Source organism: Massilia sp. BHUDP2 (assembly GCF_046236355.1).
Lineage (GTDB): Bacteria > Pseudomonadota > Gammaproteobacteria > Burkholderiales > Burkholderiaceae_D > Telluria > Telluria varians.
In genome coordinates this window covers 338,161-354,798 of sequence record NZ_JBJUVW010000004.1, presented here as the reverse complement: position 1 = coordinate 354,798, position 16,638 = coordinate 338,161, and the positions used below count along the sequence as shown (strand labels likewise).

The following is a 16,638-nucleotide window of genomic DNA, read 5'->3' as shown; positions in this document are numbered from 1 at the left end:
GGTCTGACATTTAGACACGGACTGAGCAGTACAGCACGCTAATGCTCGAGCTCGTGTCCGAATGTCAGACCTGACCCCTATGAGGTGGGCTCAGTCCGGGGCTTCCTCCAGCGAGAACAGTTCCTCGACGCTGACGCCGAGCGCCCGCGCCAGCTTCAGCGCCAGGATCGTCGAGGGCACCATGGCCCCGGTCTCGATGGCGTTGATGGATTTGCGCGTGACGCCCGCCCGATCGGCCAGGCCGGCCTGGGTCAGGTCGAGCCTGGCGCGCTGCACTTTCATCGTCGTCTTCAAGTGTTCCGTCATGGTTCAGCGGTCGTGATACAGCAGGCTGGCAAGGAACACGGTGAGACCGGTCGCGATCGTCAGGACCGCCATCAGCGCGACCGGGTAGGGCGTGGACAGCCAGGCCAGGCCGGGCGCCAGCACGACCTGCGCCGCCAGCACGGCGAGGAAGCCATTGCGGCTGGCCTTCTGCTGGCTTGCCTGGCGCAACTCGTCGTCCACCAGCGCGCGGACCTCGGCGCTGGTTGGGGCGCCGCGCCCGCCGCCCGTCTTCAGGGCGGCCACGGCAAGCACGATCGCGATCGGCAGGAGGGAGAACAGGCGCGCCGGGGCTTCTGCACCGGGAAATGCCAGCAGGCCCACAGCGGCGGCGGCGAGCACGAGTACGGCTCCCAGCGCAAACCACAACTGGCGGCGCGAGAATGCGACGAGCTTGTCCTGGTGATCGTGAACGGCGGTTTTCATGACAATGTCTCCTTTGTTTGTTGATATGGACCACTGTAACACAAGTCGGACAAAAAGCAACTGATAAGTTACACAAAGAGTCGCATGGGTAGCTTTTCGAGCCGATCAGGCCAGGGGCAGCCAGACGGTGAACCTGCAGCCCTTGCCCGGCCCATCGCTGTGCGCCTGCACCTCGCCGCCGTGCAGCGCCACCATGGTCCGCACCAGCGCCAGGCCGATGCCCAGGCCGCCCTGCGAACGGTCTGGCGTGCGCTCGCCCTGGGTGAACAGGTCGAACGCCTGCGGCAGCAGCCCGCTATCGATGCCGATGCCGTTGTCCTCCACGCACAGCCGCACGCGCATGCCGTCACGCGCGGCGCCGAGGACGATCCTGCCGCCGTTCGGGGTGTACTTGGCGGCATTGCCCAGCAGGTTGGCGATCACCTGCACCAGGCGGGTGGCATCGCCATGCACCCGGGCTGTGGCAAGTTCCGGCGCCATCTCGAGCGTCAATGCGTGCCCGCGCGCTTCGACCAGCGGGCGCGACTGCTCGACCGCGCTGGCCACCACCGTCCCGATGCCGACCAGGGTCTTGTCCAGCTTGATCAGCCCGCGCGTCACGCGCGATACGTCGAGCAGGTCGTTCACCAGCGACGTCATGTGCCGCACCTGGCGCGCGATCACCTCGCTCGCAACGCGGACGCGCCCGGGATCGGCGGCGATTCTCAGCACCTCGGCGGCGGCGGCGATCGGCGCCAGCGGGTTGCGCAGCTCGTGGGACAGCATCGCGAGGAACTCGTCCTTGCGCCGGTCCTGCTCGCGCAAGGAGCGATACAGCCGGGCGTTGGCGAAACCGGTGGCCGCCAGCGCGGCCAGCTGCGCCAGGATGGCTTCGTCCTGCTCGTCGAAGCCGCCAGCCTTGCCGGCAACCCGGATGCGGCCGATCCGCCGTCCCTTGCGGTCGAGCAGGGGCAGCGCCAGGCTGGCGCCGGGCGCTGCGCCCGGCGCGGCCGCGGAGGCGTCTCCGATATCGCCATCCAGCGCGACGTCGACCTCGGCCGCGCCGAGGATGGCGCGCACTTCCTGGCTCAAGGCATCGGCGATGTCTTCGCTGGACAGCGCCGTGTGCAGGGTGCGCGCGGCGCTCGCCACCTTGGCCAGCAGGGTCGACTGGCGCCGCTCGCTGTCCAGCCGCTGCAGCAGTCCTTCCTGCTGGGTCACGCTGTCGTGGATGTCGCGGTTGGCGCCGACCCATTCGCGCACGCTGCCGTCAGGCCCGAGGAGGGGAATGCCCTTGACCGCCGTCCAGCGGTAGCTGCCGTCGGCGCGGCGCAGGCGGTATTCGGTTTCGTAGATGGCATGGCTGGCGATGGAAGCGTCCCAGGCCTGGCGCGCACGCTCGCGATCGTCGGGGTGGACGGCGTCGAGCCAGCCGTGGCCACGCCATTCTTCATGGCGCTGGCCGGTGAAGGCGCGCCACGACGGCGAATCCTCGAGGATCTGTCCATCGGCGGTGCTGCTCCAGACGATCTGCGAGGTCGCCATCGCCAGGGTCCGGAAGCGTTCCTCGCGTTCGCGCAGGATGGTTTCGGCCTGGATCCGTTCGGTGATGTCCTCGTGCATCAGCATGACCTCGACCACCCGGCCCTGATCATCCTTGATGGGATGCGCGCGCGCGGTAACCCAGCGCGCCCGGCCGGATTGCCCGAGCGCGGCGGTGTCGTAATGGATCGCGGGGATCTCGACCGATTCGCCCGCCACCGCGCGCGCCAGGCAGGCGGCGACGCCGGTGGCGACCAGTTGGGGGTCACGCAGCAGGTTGTAGTCTCGGCTCATCACGTGGCGCTTCAGCGCGCTGCCTTCGTGGATGTGCCAGAGCGCTTCCCAGGCCCGGTTCACCCGCATCGTGTAGCCCTGCGGGTCGAGGATCTGCAAGCTGACGGGCGCCTGCTCGAACAGTTCCCGGAAGCGGACTTCGGGATAGGCCTGGGATGCGGCGCCGGCGCCTGTTTCTGCAGTGGGGGACATGGTTCCTTGTTCGTCTCTGTTCGGTGCATGGAAGCGGCGTCCACGCGGCCTCGGCGTGCGCATCATGTCATAGATTTGTTTAAGACGGGAAATATACATAGGGCATAACTTGCGCCTGTCGCTTGACAGGAAAAACTGGCGCGGATAGTGTATTACTCAATTAATACACATATACGCAGCGTCAACGACAACCCAGCCCATGCCGATCCATCCACCCCAGCTGTTTTCGATCACGCCAGGCTCGACCGAACCGATCTACCGGCAGCTCGTCGAGCAGGTGCGGCGCCTGGTGGCCGGCGGCCAGATGGCGCCCGGCGACGAACTGCCATCGGTGCGCGAGGTAGCGCAAACCCTTGCCGTCAATCCGATGACCGTGTCCAAGGCCTACGGCCTGCTCGAGGCCGAGGGCCTGCTGGCGCGCCGGCGCGGCCTTGGAATGCTGGTGGCCGAGCGTCCGCGCGCCGCGCAGGGCAGGGCCGAGCGGATCGCGCTGCTGCGCCCGACCCTGGAGCGCGCCGCGCGCGAGGCACGCGAACTCGAACTCGACTCCGACACCGTCCTTTCCCTTTTCACTCACATCCTGAAGGAAGAATCGTGACTGCACCCATCATCCAGATGCGCGACGTGGCCAAGTACTACGGCAGTGCCAGCGTCCTGAGTAGCCTCGACTGGGAAGTCGGGCAGGGCCAGGTCATCGGCCTGCTGGGCCGCAACGGCGCCGGCAAGTCGACGCTGATGGAATGCCTGCTCGGCCTGCGTGAGCCGGATGCCGGCAGCATCCGCCTGTTCGGCGAAGACGTTGCCGCGCTGTCGGATGCGACCCGCGCCCGGATCGGCTACGTGCCGCAGAAGCACGGCCTGTTCGAGTGGATGACGCCGCTGCAGATGCTGGATTATTTCAAGGCCATGTATCCGCGCTGGAACGGGGTCAAGGTCGATGCGCTGCTGGAACGCTGGGGTTTCGGCGACATCCTGCTCCACAAGCCGATCGGCCGCCTGTCCGGCGGCGAGCAGCAGCGCCTGTCGATCATCCGCGCGCTGGCGCACGACCCGGAACTGCTGGTGCTGGACGAGCCGGTGTCGGCGCTGGATCCGGCCGGGCGCCGCGCTTTTCTCTCCGAGCTGGTGGACGGCGTGATCGAACGCGGCACCACGGTGGTGTTCTCGACCCACATCCTGACCGACCTGGAACGGGTGGCGCTCGACGTCGCCTTCCTGAAGGGCGGCCGCATTGCGCTGCAGGGGCCGCTCGACGAACTGCTCGAAGCTGCGCGTAGTACCACAGAGGGGCGGCGCGCCGAGCCGGTCAGCCTGGAAGACCTGTTCATCGAGGTGACGCAATGAACGCGACGATGAACGCGCGCATGCGCGACTACCGGATCCTGTGGCGCGCCGCAGTGTCCCATGCCACGCCGTTCTCTTCCGCCATCATCCGCTGGGGCGGCGGCTTCCTCCTCATCGTCTGTATCGCCGTGGTCTGGTTGATCGAGGGGCTGCGCGGGCTGGCGGCGATGGCCTGGTGGGGAACATGCGGCGCCGTCCTGGCGGCATGGACCTGGCGTTTCATGCCGGGCGCGGTGAAACTCAACTCCCCAAGCAATGCGAAACTCGTCCCGGGCATGCGCCGGCGCCTGGTCGAACTCGCCTGCGTCGCGTGGATCGTCCCGCTGGTCGGGATCGCCCTCTTGCCGAATCCGGATGGCGGGAGCCTGGGCCTCTGGCTGCTGCTGGTCGTGTGCATCACCCTGGGCAGCGCGCTTGCCACCGCGGGTCATCGGGCCGGGACTGCATTCATCTATGCGGCCTGTTTCGGCCCGCTCCTTGCCGGCCAGCTGCCGCAGGCGGTCGGTGACATGCTGTCGCGTCCACCGGTCATCGCGCTGGCGCTGCTGCTGTATGCGGGCCTGGCCGTCGTGGCGGTACGCGAGATGCTTCCCGAAGGCGGCGAACGCCACTGGCGCATGGAGGCAAAGCGCGCCCGTCTGTTCGATCCGGCCGGCAAGCGCGATGTGGTGATCGACAAAGTGGCCGGCAAGCATACCCGAGGCTGGTATTCCGCTTCCCTGCGCCGCGCTTGCGAACGCCGCGACAGCCGGCGGCTGGTGCTGCATGCGCTCGGGCCCGCGCACCACCTCGGGGAACTGGTCGCTGCGCTGGGTCTGCTGACCTTCACCCTGATTGTGATCGTCATCCTGAGCTTCTGGCGCACCGAGAAGGATGTGCTGGCGGGCATCGGCTGGCTCCTGCCGTGTACGCTGCTGGCCGTACCGTTCGCGACCAGCCTGCGCTTGAACAGCCTGGCAGGCAGCTATCCTGGCGAAGGAGCGCTGGCGAGGCTGGCGCCGGCAATGCCCGGCTTGGCCCCGTCCTTCAACCGCCACCTGGGGCGGGCCCTGCTGCTGGAGTCATCCAAGGGCTGGGCCTTGAGCGCCGCCGCGGTACTGCTGTTGACGGCGCTGACCGGCGCCGACCTGCCGACCCTGGTGCGGCAAGCCGGTATCTGCTGCCTGACGCTGCCGCTCGTAGCCGCCCCGCTGCGCAACCATGCCCGGCGTGCGCCGAGCTCCGCCATCATGCCGGCCGCGCTGTTGCTGGTCTCGATTGCCGTGAGCATCAGCGTCGGACTCGCGGTTCGCGCGGTGACGGGGTTGCCCCTGATGCTGACCGCGGCGCTGGTCAGCATCGCCGTAGCCGCTTATGCCGTCGGGCGCGGACTGCACGTGATGGAGCGGGCGCCCTTCGCCTTCCCGGCCGGACGCATGGATTGAACAAGCTTTAGCTGGACGCCGGCGCCGCGGCGCCGGCGGTTTGCTTGCGGCCCAGGATCAGGAAGCCGAAGGCGGTGGCGAACACGTACATGCTGACCGAGTAGATCGCCGCCGGCAGCATCAGCTGGAAGTCGCCCAGCACCGACACCGCCACGAAAATCGCCAGGGTGGAGTTGTGGATGCCGATCTCGTAGCCGATCGCGATGGCGTTCGGCTTGTCCAGGCCCAGCATGCGCGGCACGTAGTAGCCCAGGCCCAGGCTCAGGATGTTGAAGAGGATGACGGCCAGGCCGATCGAGGCGAAGGAGCTCGTGATGGCCGTCCATTCCTTGGCGATGGCGATGATGGCGAGCAGGGCCAGCACGGCCATCGAGAAGCGCTTCATCGGCTTGTCCATGCGCGCGGCGAAGCTTGGGGCGCGGCTTTTCACGAACATGCCGATCGCCACCGGAATGAGCACGATGACGATCACCTCGATCACCTTGGCGGTCTGCATCGGCACCACCTGCCCGCTTTTCGCGAAGGTGGCGATGGCGAAGTTGGCGATCAGGGGCAGGCTGACGATCGACAGCACGGTGTTGATCGCGGTGAGCGAGATGTTCATCGCCACGTTGCCGCCGAACAGGTGGCTGAACAGGTTGGCCGAGACGCCGCCCGGCGATGCCGCCAGCAGCATCAGGCCGACCGCGTACACCGGCGCCACACCCAGGCCATTGACCAGGCCGTAGCAGATCGCCGGCAGCACCATGGCCTGCAGGACCAGGGCCAGCGCCACGGCCTTCGGGTGCTTGATGAGGCGGCGGAAGTCGGCGAGGGTGAGGGACAGGCCCAGCCCGAACATGATTAGCGCCAGCGCGCCGATCAGGAGGGTGGGCAACAGGGTGATGAAGTTGCTCATGCGTTGTCTCCGTCGTTATCGTTATTCGGTCGCGCAGGCTCGGCGGCCGTCCTGACAGTGTAGTACCTTGCTGAGCTGTACAGACAAAAAAATGCGGCGGCACCGGATGCAGACGGCGCGCCGCACGAAGGCGTGACGGGAATCGCACGCATGGAGACGGGGTGACTACTGAATCACGCTTGCTTCCTTCAGCACGGCAGGCCAGTCGATGTTGTACAGCACGCCGATCAGCCGCCCGGCGTTGCCGACCGGGTCGATGCGCTTCTGTACGAGGTGCAGCTCGCTGGGGATGAAGGCGCCAACGTAGACGGTCATGAACTGGATGTCCGAGCGCGGCCGCGCATCGTCGAGCAGGTCGGGGTTCACCTGCGTGTCGTCGGCCGGACCGACGAGCAGCGGACGGTCGGTATTCGGGATCACGAACATGTAGCCGTGGCGCAGCACGGTCATGCCCTTGTAGCTGCCGGACGAGCGGCGAGAACCGATCTCTTCCGGATTGTTCACGGTGATCTTGAGCACCGGGCCTTCTCCCGGCGTGTGGAAGCTGCCGTCCGGGTGGCGCACCGTCTTCGGATCGTCCAGGCTGATCGGACGAGCAATCATCGACAGACTGGCTACCAGAGGCCGCTTGCCCCCGTCGTAGCCGAAATCGGCGCTCCAGGTCAGGCTCGCGCCGCGGATGCCGACCAGGGCCGGGTGCTCCATCACCCGCGCGATGATCCGTTCGAGCCTGCGCTGCAGCAGGGCGTAGTCCGCCCCCTTCTTGCTGGCGCCGAACTTCGAGGGGATGGGCATGATCCAGCCCGGCGCGTCGAGCTCGGGCGTGCTGCCGCGGGTCGGGGCGTCCGGCCGGCTCCAGTAGTCGATGATGTAGTCGGCGTGGAAGGGTTCGCCGTTCTCCAGGCGCATGCGCTGCTCTTTGGCGCCGGCGCGCACGCTGGGCGCGGCGGCGGCCGGGACGGCCGGAGCAGCCGCCGTCGCGACCTTCGCCGCCGCGTGCCTGGATACCGCCTGCACGGTATCGCCCACCACCTGTTTGGCCAGGTTGTTGAGGAAATCGCTGGCCGCTGCCGGCTGCGCCGCGACAAGGGTGGCGCAGAGCATTGCCAGCAGGGCAGGGGGAAAGCGTCGCTGAGTCATACCGGTCCGTGGTGTGGGATTGTCCGGTACGCACTCTAGCCCTGTGCTGCGCTAGAAAACAGCCCCCGTCGTGGGGGCGGTGCGACTGGCAGCGACGTGCACACTCGGCGCAGGGCCGGGTTCGGCGCGCGCGAACGACAGCATGCCGCGGCCGCCGTGCTTGGACGCGTAGAGCGCGTCGTCGGCGGCCTGCATCATGCCCTCCAGGTCGGCGCCGTTCAGCGGGAAGCCCGCGGCGCCGATGCTGGCGCCGACCGCGTTGTCGGCAAGGCCTGGACGCAGGGAGGGGTACAGGCAGTCGATCAGGCGCCGGCCGACGCTGGTGATTTCGTTGCGCGAGAACTCGCCATCCATCAGCACCACGAATTCGTCGCCGCCCACGCGCGCCAGGAATTCGCCGCTGCGCAGGACCGACTGGAAGCGCCGCGCCACTTCCTTCAGCACCTCGTCGCCGGCCGCGTGGCCGTGGGTGTCGTTGACCTCCTTGAAGCGGTCCAGGTCGATGGCCAGCAGGGTAAAGGGCCTGCCGCTGCGCTGGCTCCTGGCCACCAGGCGGCGCGCCCAGCGGTCGAAGTAGCGCCGGTTCGGCAGGCCGGTGAGGACGTCGTGCGAGGCTTCCATCGCCAGGCGCTTGGCCAGCTCGTTGTTGCGCCGCGCGGCCGCCGACAGCGAGCGCCAGGCGTGCACCGTCATGGCGACCACGGTCGACAGCATCAGCACCAGGATCATGGCGGCGCGCAGCAGGCGGCGGTTGAAGTCGTCGATGAGCGCTTCGCGGACCACCCGCAACCGCGTCACCTCGTCCTGGATCAGCCGGCGCGCTTCGCGCATCTTGCTGCGGCCGAAGCCCTCGCGCATGATGGCCAGGGCGGCGGCATCGTCGCCGCGCTTCTTGAGCTGCACGGTGCGCTCGATCTCGTCGAGCTTGCTCTCCGTGACCAGGGCCAGCTTGCGCACGTTGGCGAGGAATTGTGCGTCGTGGTAGCCGGACTGCTCGGCCTGCGCCAGGTTGTCGCGCACGCTGCCGCGTCCGAGCTGGTAGGGCTCCAGGTAGGCCGGGTCGCCGGTGAGCAGGAATCCGCGCTGCCCGGTCTCGGCATTAAGCAGGTTCATCAGGACGTTGCGGACCTGGATGCGCGCCACGTCGTTCTGCCTGAGCTGGCCCATCGCGTCGCGCAGGTCGACGACCTCGCGGACGAAAAAGATGCTCATCGCCGTGATGAGCACGAGCGCGAGAATCAGGGCGAGGGCACTCCGGCGGATCGGCGGGGTGGGCACGACGTAGGAGGTGGACATAAGGATATGAACAGTACTGACGTTCGTATGTTATCCCAATGTAAGATCATTCCTACACGAAATTGTATTTTTCCCAAGAAAGATTTTGAACATGTAACAAACGCCCAACGCCGAGCTCCGGTTTCCTAATGGCCGCGGCGCTGTACGAGGGCCGTGCCGACGCCATGGCGCCTGCTTTCGCTGACCGCGGTGACGGTGCCGTCCGGGTTGAACACCAGGGCATTCGCAGCGCCGATTTCTTCCGGCTCGGCTTCCCAGCGGTGGCCGAGGCGTTCGAGCGCGCGCGCCTGCTCGCTGCCGGAAAAGCCCGGCTCGATCGAGGTGGCCTCGCCGTTGCGCTCCGAGATGCGCGGCGCGTTCACGGCCTGGTCCATCGGCAAGCCGAGGTCGATGTAGTTGACGATGGTCTGCAGCACCGTCGTGATGATGGTCGAGCCGCCCGGGCTGCCGATGGTGAAGGCCGGCTTGCCGTCCTTGAGCGCGATGGTGGGCGCCATGCTGGAACGCGGGCGCTTGCCGGCTTCGGGCACGTTCGGGTGCGGACCGCTGAAGTCGAAGTCGGTCAGCTCGTTATTCAGCAGGAAGCCGTAGCCCGGCACCACGATGCCGCTGCCGCCCCAGGATTCGATGGTGAAGGTATAGGACACCACGTTGCCGTCCTTGTCCGAGACCGTCAGGTGGGTGGTGTGGGCGTTTTCGAGCTGCAGTTTGGCGGACTGGGGGGATACGGCCTCCCGGCGCAGCGGCACGCTCAGGTCGCGCTGGTAGCCGTAAGGGTCGCCCGCTGCCACATTGCGCGCGGCCTGCGCCCCGATCAGCTTGCGCCGCTGGGCCGCGTATTCCTTGGACAGGATGCCGGCCACCGGCGCGTCGATGTATTCGGGGTCGGCCAGGTAGGCGTTGCGGTCGGCGAAGGCCAGGCGGCTGGCTTCGATGTACAGGTGCTCGGCCTGGGCGCGCGGCAGCTTTTTCAGGTCGTAGCCTTCCAGGATGTTCAGCGCTTCGGCCACCGTGGCGCCGCCGCTGCTTGGCAGCGGCATGCCGACAATCTCGTAGCCGCGGTAGGTGCTGCGCAGCGGCTGGCGGATGCGCGCCTCGTAGTTGGCCAGGTCGGCCATCGTCATCTTGCCCGGGCGCGCGCTCTTGCCCGGGGCCAGCGGCGGCTTGTTGACGGCATCGACGATGGCGCGCGCGAGCGGCCCTTCGTAGAAGGCCTTGACGCCGCCCTCGGCGATCTCGCGGTAGGCCTTGGCCATGCCCGGATTGCGGATCAGGGTGCCCGGCTGCACGGCCTTGCCGTTGCGCAGGTAGAGTGCACTGGTCGGCGCGTATAGCTGAAATTTTCTTTCATTTTGGGCCGTTAAATGACTGAATATTTCAGTCACTTGGTAGCCCTTTTCAGCGACTTCGATGGCCGGCGCCAGCACCTGGCTGAAGCGCATCGTGCCGTAGCGCTCGAGCGCCTCGTGCCAGCCGCGCACGGTGCCGGGCACGCCGACCGAGGCGCCGCTCGCCACCGCCGTTTCAAAATCGACCGGCTTGCCGTTCTCGAGGAAAGCCTGGGGCGTGAAGCTGGCCGGGGCCGTCTCGCGGTGGTCGATGGTGATGGCGCGCTTGTCCTTGGCCAGGTAGATCACCATGAAGCCGCCGCCGCCGATGCCGCAGCTGAACGGATCGGTGACGCCCAGCGTGGCTGCGGCCGCGACCGCCGCGTCGACCGCATTGCCACCCTTGTTCAGGATCGCCATGGCCGACTGCGAGGCCTGCTCGCTGATGGTGGCGACCGCGCCGCCGGTGCCGGTGGCTACCGGCGTCTTCGCCGCGGCCGCGGCCGGGTGCAGGACGACGGACAAAGTCAGCCCGCAAGCGAGCAGGGTCGCCTTCATGGGTCTTCCTTCGCGCGCCTAGTAGGCGTACATGTTGAAGGTCACCGGATACGACACCGGTGCGGCGCCCGCGATGCCGCGCGGCGGCTGCGGGGTCAGGTGATCGAGCTGGATGAGCGAGCCGCGCAGCGCCGGCGACATGTAGCCCGGCCGGCCCGGCACCAGGTAGAAGCCCTGCGCCACGTTACCGATGCGCATCGTGAAGCGGTAGGCCAGCTGGCCCGGCCAGATGCAGCGCGCGTTATCGGGGCAGCGGCTGTCTTCCGCGCCTTCGTAGGTGATGGTCAGGCCTTCGCCCAGCGGCAGCACCTGGCGCTCGGTCAGGGTGTAGCGCGCTTCGGGCAGGCGGTCGGGGGTGGCGCAGCCGAGCAGCAGCGAGGCGGCGCAGCCGAATGAGAGAACACGGAGCAGGGGATGCATGCGATGTCCACCGGGTTGTTTTTTTGGAATCCTCATCATAGCAAACCTGCCCGCCGCGGTCGCGCACATGCGGTCACGGAGCGGTCACATTGCCGTCATATTCCGGTCATATCGGCGGACTAGACTTTGCCGCGTGGTCCAAAACACACCTCCATCAACCAGGAATAGGAATAAGAAGCCAATGTTCAAGAAGATCCTCGCCGCCGCAGCCACCACTGCCGCCGTGTTCGCGATGTCGACCTCCCACGCCGCAGACATGACCGGCGCCGGCGCGACCTTCCCGTACCCGATCTACGCCAAGTGGGCCGAGTCGTACAAGGCTGCCACCGGCAATGGCTTGAACTACCAGTCGGTCGGTTCGGGCGCCGGCATCAAGCAGATCAAGGCCAAGACCGTGGACTTCGGCGCGTCGGACATGCCGCTGAAAGCCGAAGACCTGGACGAAGCCGGCCTGATGCAGTTCCCGGCCATCATGGGCGGCGTGGTCGCCGTGGTCAACGTCGAAGGCGTGCAGCCGGGCCAGCTCAAGCTGACCGGCCCGGTGCTGGCCGACATCTACATGGGCAAGATCACCAAGTGGGACGCACAAGCAATCGCCGCGCTGAACCCGGGCGTGAAGCTCCCTAGCGCAGACATCACCGTCGTGCACCGCGCGGACTCCTCGGGCACCTCCTTCCTGTTCACCGACTACCTGGCCAAGACCAGCCCCGACTGGAAGAACAGCATCGGCGCCGGCACCACCGTGAAGTGGGCCGTGGGCGTGGGCGGCAAGGGCAACGAAGGCGTGGCCGCCAACGTGCAGCGCATCAAGGGCGCGATCGGCTACGTCGAGTGGGCCTACGCCAAGAAGAACAAGCTGTCGCACACCCAGCTGAAGAACAAGGACGGCGCCTTCCTGCAACCGGACGACGAGGCCTTCAAGGCTGCCGCCGCCGGCGCCGAATGGACCAAGGCCCCGGGCTTCGGCGTGGTGCTGACCGACGCGGCCGGCAAGCAGAGCTGGCCGATCACGGGCGTGTCCTACATCCTGATGCACAAGACCCAGGCCGATGCCGCCAAGGGCCTGGAAGTCGTGAAGTTCTTCGACTGGGCCTTCAAGAACGGCGCCCCGGCTGCCGCAGAGCTGGACTACGTGCCGATGCCGGCATCGGTCGTCAAGCTGGTGCAGGCCAACTGGAAGGCCAACCTGAAGGATGCATCGGGCAAGGCGATCTACTGATCTCCTGACTCCGTCACGATTCCGGCAGCTGGGCTGCCGGATTTTCTTTGGACCCCATGATGACAACGGCTAACACGATCGTCCTGGTCGTCGACGACAAGCCGGCCATCGCCGAGCTGCTCAAGTATTCGCTGCACGAAGACGAGTGGGTCTGGCACAGCGTGCCGAGCCTGGCGCAGGCCTGGGATTTCATCGGGCGCGAACGCCCCGAACTGCTGCTGCAGGAATCGATGCTGCGCCAGGAAGGCGGCCTGCGCCTGCTGGCGCGCCTGCGCGGCGATCGCCGCCTGCGCGAGAAACCGGTGATCCTGCTCGCCGCCGAATCCACCGACGGCGAACGCACGGCGCCGCCCCCGCTCGCCGAATTCACCCCCCAGCCGCCGCCGGACGACGCGCCGGACGAGCGCCTGCTGTGCCTGGGGCGCCTGGTGCTCGATCCGCTCAGCTGCACCGTGCGCGTCGGCAACCACAAGGTCGAGGTGCGCCACGCCGAATACCGGCTGCTGCGCTTCCTGCTGTGCCACCCGGGCCAGGTGTTCTCGCGCGCCCAGCTGCTCGAGCAGCTATGGGCTTCGCACGACCGGCTCGACCAGCGCACCGTGGACGTCCACGTGCTGCGCCTGCGCAAGGCGCTGGGACGCGCCAAGTCCCTGCTCAAGACCGTGCGCGGGGCCGGCTACATGCTGTCGGCGGCCTGAGGCAGACCATGTCATCGGGATGACATGTTTGCTAAGTAGACTTACGGCAACTTTGCGTCCTTGACCCAGCCTGCATGAGCATCCACGCCGCCGTCCGCACCGCTTCCCGCACCAACCGCTATCTCGTTTTCATCTGGCCGCTCCTCGCGCTGCTCCTGTGTGCGGCGCTGTGGATCGCCACCGTGCTGCGCGCCGAGGCCGAGCGCGCGCGCGCCGACACCCAGGCGCGCAAGGACGCCGGCGCCTATGCCGAGGCCTACGAGCAGTACATCACGCGCTCGGTCGGCCAGATGGACCAGGTCACGATGCAGCTGAAGTTCAGCTGGGAGAAGGGACGCGACCCTGGCCTGCTCGACGAACTGCGGCGCGACGGCATGTTCACCGACGCCGCCTTCGGCGTGGTCGCGATCGTCGACCGCGACGGCATGGTGCAGGCCTCGACCCGGCCCGCGCTGCTCGGCAGCGACCTGTCCGCCGGGCCTTATTTCGTCCACCACCGCAACCACATCTCGACCGCCTTGCGCGTCGGCGCCGCGCCGCCACGCTTCGTCAAGGAAGGCGAGGGCGGCGAACTGGTGCTGTTCACCCGCCGCCTGGACACCCGCGACGACGAATTCGACGGCATCGTCCTGATGGCGGTCGATGCGCGCTACTTCACCTCCTTCGTCAGCCCGGCCACGCTGGGCGCGGGCGGCGTGGCGGCGCTGGCCGGCAGCGAAGGGCGCCTGCGCGCCGAGCAGCACAGCGACGGCAGCGCCTTCCGCGACGGCGGCGCCAGGCTGCTGCCGGCGCGCGCGGAGCTGTGGGCGGGCGACCATGGCGTGCGCCTGGTGCAGGGGCAGGATGGTTTCGCCGACGGCCAGGCGCGCGTGCTCGGCTGGCGCCACTCGAGTGCCTATCCGCTGGTGGCCCTGGTCGGCCTGTCGCACACCAATGCCCTGGCCGCCGCGCAGGCGGCCTGGATCGACAGCCGCGACCGCGCCATCGCCATCGGCGCCTGCCTGCTGCTGCTGGGTGCAGCCGGTTCGGTGCTGGCCCGGCGCGCCGTGCTGCGCGAACGCGAGCAGGAAGAAGTGCAGCGCGCCTACCGCACCGCGACCGAAAGCGGCAACGACGGCTTCTACATGGCCGCCGCCGTGCGCGACCGCGAAGGCGACATCACGGACTTTCGCATCGTCGACTGCAACGAGCGCGGCGCCTTCTTCTACGGGCTGACGCGCGCCACCCTGGTGGGCAGCAGCCTGTCGCAGGTCGACAGCGCCCTGTTCGGGGAAGCGCTGCTCGACACCTACCGCAAGGCGATGGACAGCGGCTTTTACGAGGACGACCGCAAGATGCCCCTGGACAACCGCCTGAACATCAGCTGGGGACGCCGGCGCCTGGTGCGGGTCGAGAACGGGCTGGCGGTGACGCTGCAGGACATCAGCGAGCGCAAGGCCCACGAGACCCAGCTGGAGCGCCTGGCAAACGAGGACGTGCTGACCGGCCTGGCCACGCGCCACGCTTTCCTGGCCGCGATGCCGGCGATCCTGGCGCAGGCGCGCGGCAGCGAGGCCGGCCTGGCCTTGCTGTTCATCGACCTCGACGAGTTCAAGCAGGTCAACGATACCCACGGCCACGCCACCGGCGACCTGCTGCTCAAGAGCGCGGCGGGGCGCCTGCTGTCGCTGCTGCGCCCGACGGACCGGGTGGCGCGCTTCGGCGGCGACGAGTTCCTGGTGCTGCTGCATCCCTGCGAGGGCGAGCGCCAGGCCGCCTCGGTGGCGGCGCGCATCGTCGAGGCCTTCGGCGTGCCTTTCCTGATCGGCGACGAGCTGCACGCGGTGGGCGCCTCGATCGGCATCAGCATGTTCCCGCGCGACGGCCAGGACGCCGAGACCCTGGTGCGCCACAGCGACATCGCCATGTACGCAGGGAAGAACGAGGGCAAGGGCCAGTACCGCTTCTTCGACCCGGCGCTGTCGAACGGCCTGAACGCGCGCGCCCGCCTGAAGCAGCGCATGCTCGAAGCGATCGAGCACGACCAGTTCCTGCTGCACTACCAGCCGCGCGTGGACGCCCGCAGCGGCGAGCTGCTGAGCATGGAGGCGCTGGTGCGCTGGCGCCATCCGGAACTGGGCGTGGTGGCGCCGGGCGAATTCATCCCGCTGGCGGAAAGCACCGGCCTGATCCGCAACATCGGCGAGATCGTGATCGACAAGGCCTGCGCCCAGCTGGCCGCCTGGCGCGAGGCGGGCGCCGACCTGGTGCCGGTCTCGATCAACGTCTCGCCCAAGCAGTTCCTGCGCGGCGGCGTGCAGCGCCACCTGAGCGGCGCGATGGCGCGCCATCGCGTGCCGGCCAGCCTGATCGAGATCGAGATCACCGAGTCGGCCATGATGGGCGACCACGACGAGATCCTGGCCGAACTGGCCGCGCTGCGCGCCCTCGGCGTCAAGCTGCACGTGGACGATTTCGGCACCGGCTACTCCTCGCTGTCGCAGCTGCAGCGCCTGAAGATGGACGTGCTGAAGGTGGACCGCGCCTTCACCACGGAACTGGGCAACTCGAAGGAGGGCAGGGTGTTCTTCCAGGCGATCGTGTCGATGGCCCACGCGCTCGGCATGTCCGTGGTGGCCGAAGGCGTCGAGACCGAGGAGCAGCTCGAGATCCTGCGCGGCCTGGATTGCAACGAGGTCCAGGGCTATTACATCGCGCGCCCGGTGCCGGCCGGCGAGATGTTGCAGATGATGGGGCGGCGCTTCCTGTTGGCGCCCGGTTCGCTTGCGCCGGAGGTTGTTTCCTTCTAGAATGCCCACACCCTGTGGGGAGTAGCCTCCTCCTGCGCAATGCGGGAGGGCCCGTGTCAACATACTCGCTTCACTCAGTTTCTGATGCTGAAGCGTGGCGCGGGCGACCTAGCGGTTGGCGAGACCATCGGCCCATCCGCGCCATTGTCGGGCGTGCGGGTGCGCCTTTGTGTTTTTGTCCGACCGGAACCCCAGCATGACTTTCACCGCCCTCGTATTCCTCGCCCTCGCCATGTCGACCGACGCCTTTGCCGCGGCGATCGCCAAGGGCGCCGCCCTGCGCAATCCTGGCCTGCCGCAGGCGCTGCGGATCGGCCTGCTGTTCGGCTGCATCGAGACGATCACCCCGCTGATCGGCTGGGCCCTGGGTTCGCTGGCCGCCGACGCCATCCGCCAGTGGGACCACTGGATCGCCTTCTTCCTGCTGCTGGGCCTGGGCGGGCGCATGCTGTGGCTGTCCTTCGGCGACGAGGAAGAAGAGGAGGAGCGCGCCGGCTCGCAGAACTTCCTGGTGCTGGTGCTGACCGCGGTGGCCACCAGCATCGATGCGATGGCGGTCGGGGTCGGACTGGCTTTCGTGGACGTCTCGATCGTGCATGCGGCGGTGGCGATCGGCATTGCCACCACCGTGATGGTCACCATCGGCGTGCTGCTCGGGCGGCGCCTGGGCGCGGCGGTGGGGCGCAATGCGGAGCGCATCGGCGGCGTGGTGCTGGTGCTGGTCGGCACGACCATCCTGATCGAACACCTGTCGCAGTAAGGCTCCA

General features: G+C 67.8%; 15 protein-coding genes and 1 riboswitch. Of the genes, 7 read left to right on the top strand and 8 right to left on the bottom strand.

Annotated elements, in window-relative coordinates; all coding sequences use genetic code 11:
- Positions 1 to 90: 90 nt before the first annotated feature.
- The 3 genes from ACK6C6_RS23120 to ACK6C6_RS23110 form a co-directional block, all read right to left on the bottom strand.
- Positions 91 to 282 carry a helix-turn-helix transcriptional regulator gene (locus tag ACK6C6_RS23120; RefSeq protein WP_152570942.1) on the bottom strand — a complete coding sequence of 64 codons (192 nt, stop codon included), beginning with the start codon at positions 280 to 282 and terminating at the stop codon, positions 91 to 93.
- Between the two features lie 27 nt (positions 283 to 309).
- On the bottom strand, positions 310 to 750 hold the full coding sequence (locus ACK6C6_RS23115) for a hypothetical protein (protein ID WP_409269504.1): 441 nt from the start codon (positions 748 to 750) through the stop codon (positions 310 to 312).
- Positions 751 to 855: 105 nt separating this feature from the next.
- Positions 856 to 2,757: a PAS domain S-box protein gene (locus ACK6C6_RS23110; protein WP_409269502.1), complete on the bottom strand. Its 1,902-nt coding sequence runs from the start codon at positions 2,755 to 2,757 to the stop codon at positions 856 to 858.
- Positions 2,758 to 2,956: 199 nt separating this feature from the next.
- Between ACK6C6_RS23110 and ACK6C6_RS23105 the strand changes: the two genes are divergently transcribed.
- Genes ACK6C6_RS23105 through ACK6C6_RS23095 form a run of 3 tightly spaced genes read left to right on the top strand, consistent with a single transcriptional unit; the run spans position 2,957 to position 5,525 of the window.
- Positions 2,957 to 3,355: a GntR family transcriptional regulator gene (locus tag ACK6C6_RS23105; protein ID WP_209587864.1), complete on the top strand. Its 399-nt coding sequence runs from the start codon at positions 2,957 to 2,959 to the stop codon at positions 3,353 to 3,355.
- Positions 3,352 to 4,101 (top strand): ABC transporter ATP-binding protein, encoded by a 750-nt coding sequence (locus ACK6C6_RS23100; RefSeq protein WP_409269501.1) that lies wholly within the window; start codon positions 3,352 to 3,354, stop codon positions 4,099 to 4,101. Before ACK6C6_RS23105 ends, ACK6C6_RS23100 begins: the two co-directional genes overlap by 4 nt.
- On the top strand, positions 4,098 to 5,525 hold the full coding sequence (locus tag ACK6C6_RS23095) for a hypothetical protein (protein WP_409269500.1): 1,428 nt from the start codon (positions 4,098 to 4,100) through the stop codon (positions 5,523 to 5,525). The genes ACK6C6_RS23100 and ACK6C6_RS23095 overlap by 4 nt, the downstream gene beginning before the upstream one ends.
- Positions 5,526 to 5,532: 7 nt before the next feature.
- Here ACK6C6_RS23095 and ACK6C6_RS23090 read toward each other — a convergent pair whose 3' ends face one another.
- The 5 genes from ACK6C6_RS23090 to ACK6C6_RS23070 all read right to left on the bottom strand — a co-directional run bounded on the left by ACK6C6_RS23090 (position 5,533) and on the right by ACK6C6_RS23070 (position 11,165).
- Entirely contained in the window at positions 5,533 to 6,423 is an 891-nt protein-coding gene (locus tag ACK6C6_RS23090) for a bile acid:sodium symporter family protein (protein ID WP_409269499.1), read from the bottom strand.
- Positions 6,424 to 6,588: 165 nt separating this feature from the next.
- A complete protein-coding gene (locus ACK6C6_RS23085) occupies positions 6,589 to 7,563 on the bottom strand; it encodes a hypothetical protein (RefSeq protein WP_409269497.1) in 975 nt (324 codons plus the stop codon).
- 51 nt (positions 7,564 to 7,614) lie between these two features.
- Positions 7,615 to 8,859 carry a diguanylate cyclase domain-containing protein gene (locus ACK6C6_RS23080; RefSeq protein ID WP_409269496.1) on the bottom strand — a complete coding sequence of 415 codons (1,245 nt, stop codon included), beginning with the start codon at positions 8,857 to 8,859 and terminating at the stop codon, positions 7,615 to 7,617.
- A 125-nt stretch (positions 8,860 to 8,984) separates the two neighbouring features.
- Positions 8,985 to 10,745: a gamma-glutamyltransferase gene (ggt, locus tag ACK6C6_RS23075; protein ID WP_409269495.1), complete on the bottom strand. Its 1,761-nt coding sequence runs from the start codon at positions 10,743 to 10,745 to the stop codon at positions 8,985 to 8,987.
- 18 nt (positions 10,746 to 10,763) lie between these two features.
- Positions 10,764 to 11,165, bottom strand: a complete 402-nt coding sequence (locus tag ACK6C6_RS23070; RefSeq protein WP_409269494.1) for a hypothetical protein — start codon at positions 11,163 to 11,165, stop codon at positions 10,764 to 10,766.
- Positions 11,166 to 11,346: 181 nt separating this feature from the next.
- Between ACK6C6_RS23070 and pstS the strand changes: the two genes are divergently transcribed.
- The 4 genes from pstS to ACK6C6_RS23050 all read left to right on the top strand — a co-directional run bounded on the left by pstS (position 11,347) and on the right by ACK6C6_RS23050 (position 16,631).
- On the top strand, positions 11,347 to 12,384 hold the full coding sequence (gene pstS / locus ACK6C6_RS23065; protein ID WP_409269492.1) for a phosphate ABC transporter substrate-binding protein PstS: 1,038 nt from the start codon (positions 11,347 to 11,349) through the stop codon (positions 12,382 to 12,384).
- Between the two features lie 56 nt (positions 12,385 to 12,440).
- A complete protein-coding gene (locus tag ACK6C6_RS23060; RefSeq protein WP_409269490.1) occupies positions 12,441 to 13,082 on the top strand; it encodes a winged-helix domain-containing protein in 642 nt (213 codons plus the stop codon).
- Positions 13,083 to 13,156: 74 nt separating this feature from the next.
- Positions 13,157 to 15,871: an EAL domain-containing protein gene (locus ACK6C6_RS23055; protein ID WP_409269489.1), complete on the top strand. Its 2,715-nt coding sequence runs from the start codon at positions 13,157 to 13,159 to the stop codon at positions 15,869 to 15,871.
- Positions 15,872 to 15,875: 4 nt separating this feature from the next.
- Positions 15,876 to 16,065: riboswitch (yybP-ykoY riboswitch) on the top strand.
- Between the two features lie 2 nt (positions 16,066 to 16,067).
- Positions 16,068 to 16,631, top strand: coding sequence for a manganese efflux pump MntP family protein (locus tag ACK6C6_RS23050; RefSeq protein WP_027867031.1), 564 nt, complete (start codon positions 16,068 to 16,070; stop codon positions 16,629 to 16,631).
- The last annotated feature ends 7 nt before the right edge of the window (positions 16,632 to 16,638 follow it).

Coding starts and splice junctions, on each gene's coding strand:
- ACK6C6_RS23095 (WP_409269500.1), top strand. CDS start 4,098: ATGAACGCGACGATGAACGCGCGCATGCGCGACTACCGGATCCTGTGG.
- ACK6C6_RS23080 (WP_409269496.1), bottom strand. CDS start 8,859: ATGTCCACCTCCTACGTCGTGCCCACCCCGCCGATCCGCCGGAGTGCC.
- ACK6C6_RS23120 (WP_152570942.1), bottom strand. CDS start 282: ATGAAAGTGCAGCGCGCCAGGCTCGACCTGACCCAGGCCGGCCTGGCC.
- ACK6C6_RS23070 (WP_409269494.1), bottom strand. CDS start 11,165: ATGCATCCCCTGCTCCGTGTTCTCTCATTCGGCTGCGCCGCCTCGCTG.
- ACK6C6_RS23055 (WP_409269489.1), top strand. CDS start 13,157: ATGAGCATCCACGCCGCCGTCCGCACCGCTTCCCGCACCAACCGCTAT.
- ACK6C6_RS23115 (WP_409269504.1), bottom strand. CDS start 750: ATGAAAACCGCCGTTCACGATCACCAGGACAAGCTCGTCGCATTCTCG.
- ggt (WP_409269495.1), bottom strand. CDS start 10,745: ATGAAGGCGACCCTGCTCGCTTGCGGGCTGACTTTGTCCGTCGTCCTG.
- ACK6C6_RS23105 (WP_209587864.1), top strand. CDS start 2,957: ATGCCGATCCATCCACCCCAGCTGTTTTCGATCACGCCAGGCTCGACC.
- pstS (WP_409269492.1), top strand. CDS start 11,347: ATGTTCAAGAAGATCCTCGCCGCCGCAGCCACCACTGCCGCCGTGTTC.
- ACK6C6_RS23050 (WP_027867031.1), top strand. CDS start 16,068: ATGACTTTCACCGCCCTCGTATTCCTCGCCCTCGCCATGTCGACCGAC.
- ACK6C6_RS23110 (WP_409269502.1), bottom strand. CDS start 2,757: ATGTCCCCCACTGCAGAAACAGGCGCCGGCGCCGCATCCCAGGCCTAT.
- ACK6C6_RS23085 (WP_409269497.1), bottom strand. CDS start 7,563: ATGACTCAGCGACGCTTTCCCCCTGCCCTGCTGGCAATGCTCTGCGCC.
- ACK6C6_RS23060 (WP_409269490.1), top strand. CDS start 12,441: ATGATGACAACGGCTAACACGATCGTCCTGGTCGTCGACGACAAGCCG.
- ACK6C6_RS23090 (WP_409269499.1), bottom strand. CDS start 6,423: ATGAGCAACTTCATCACCCTGTTGCCCACCCTCCTGATCGGCGCGCTG.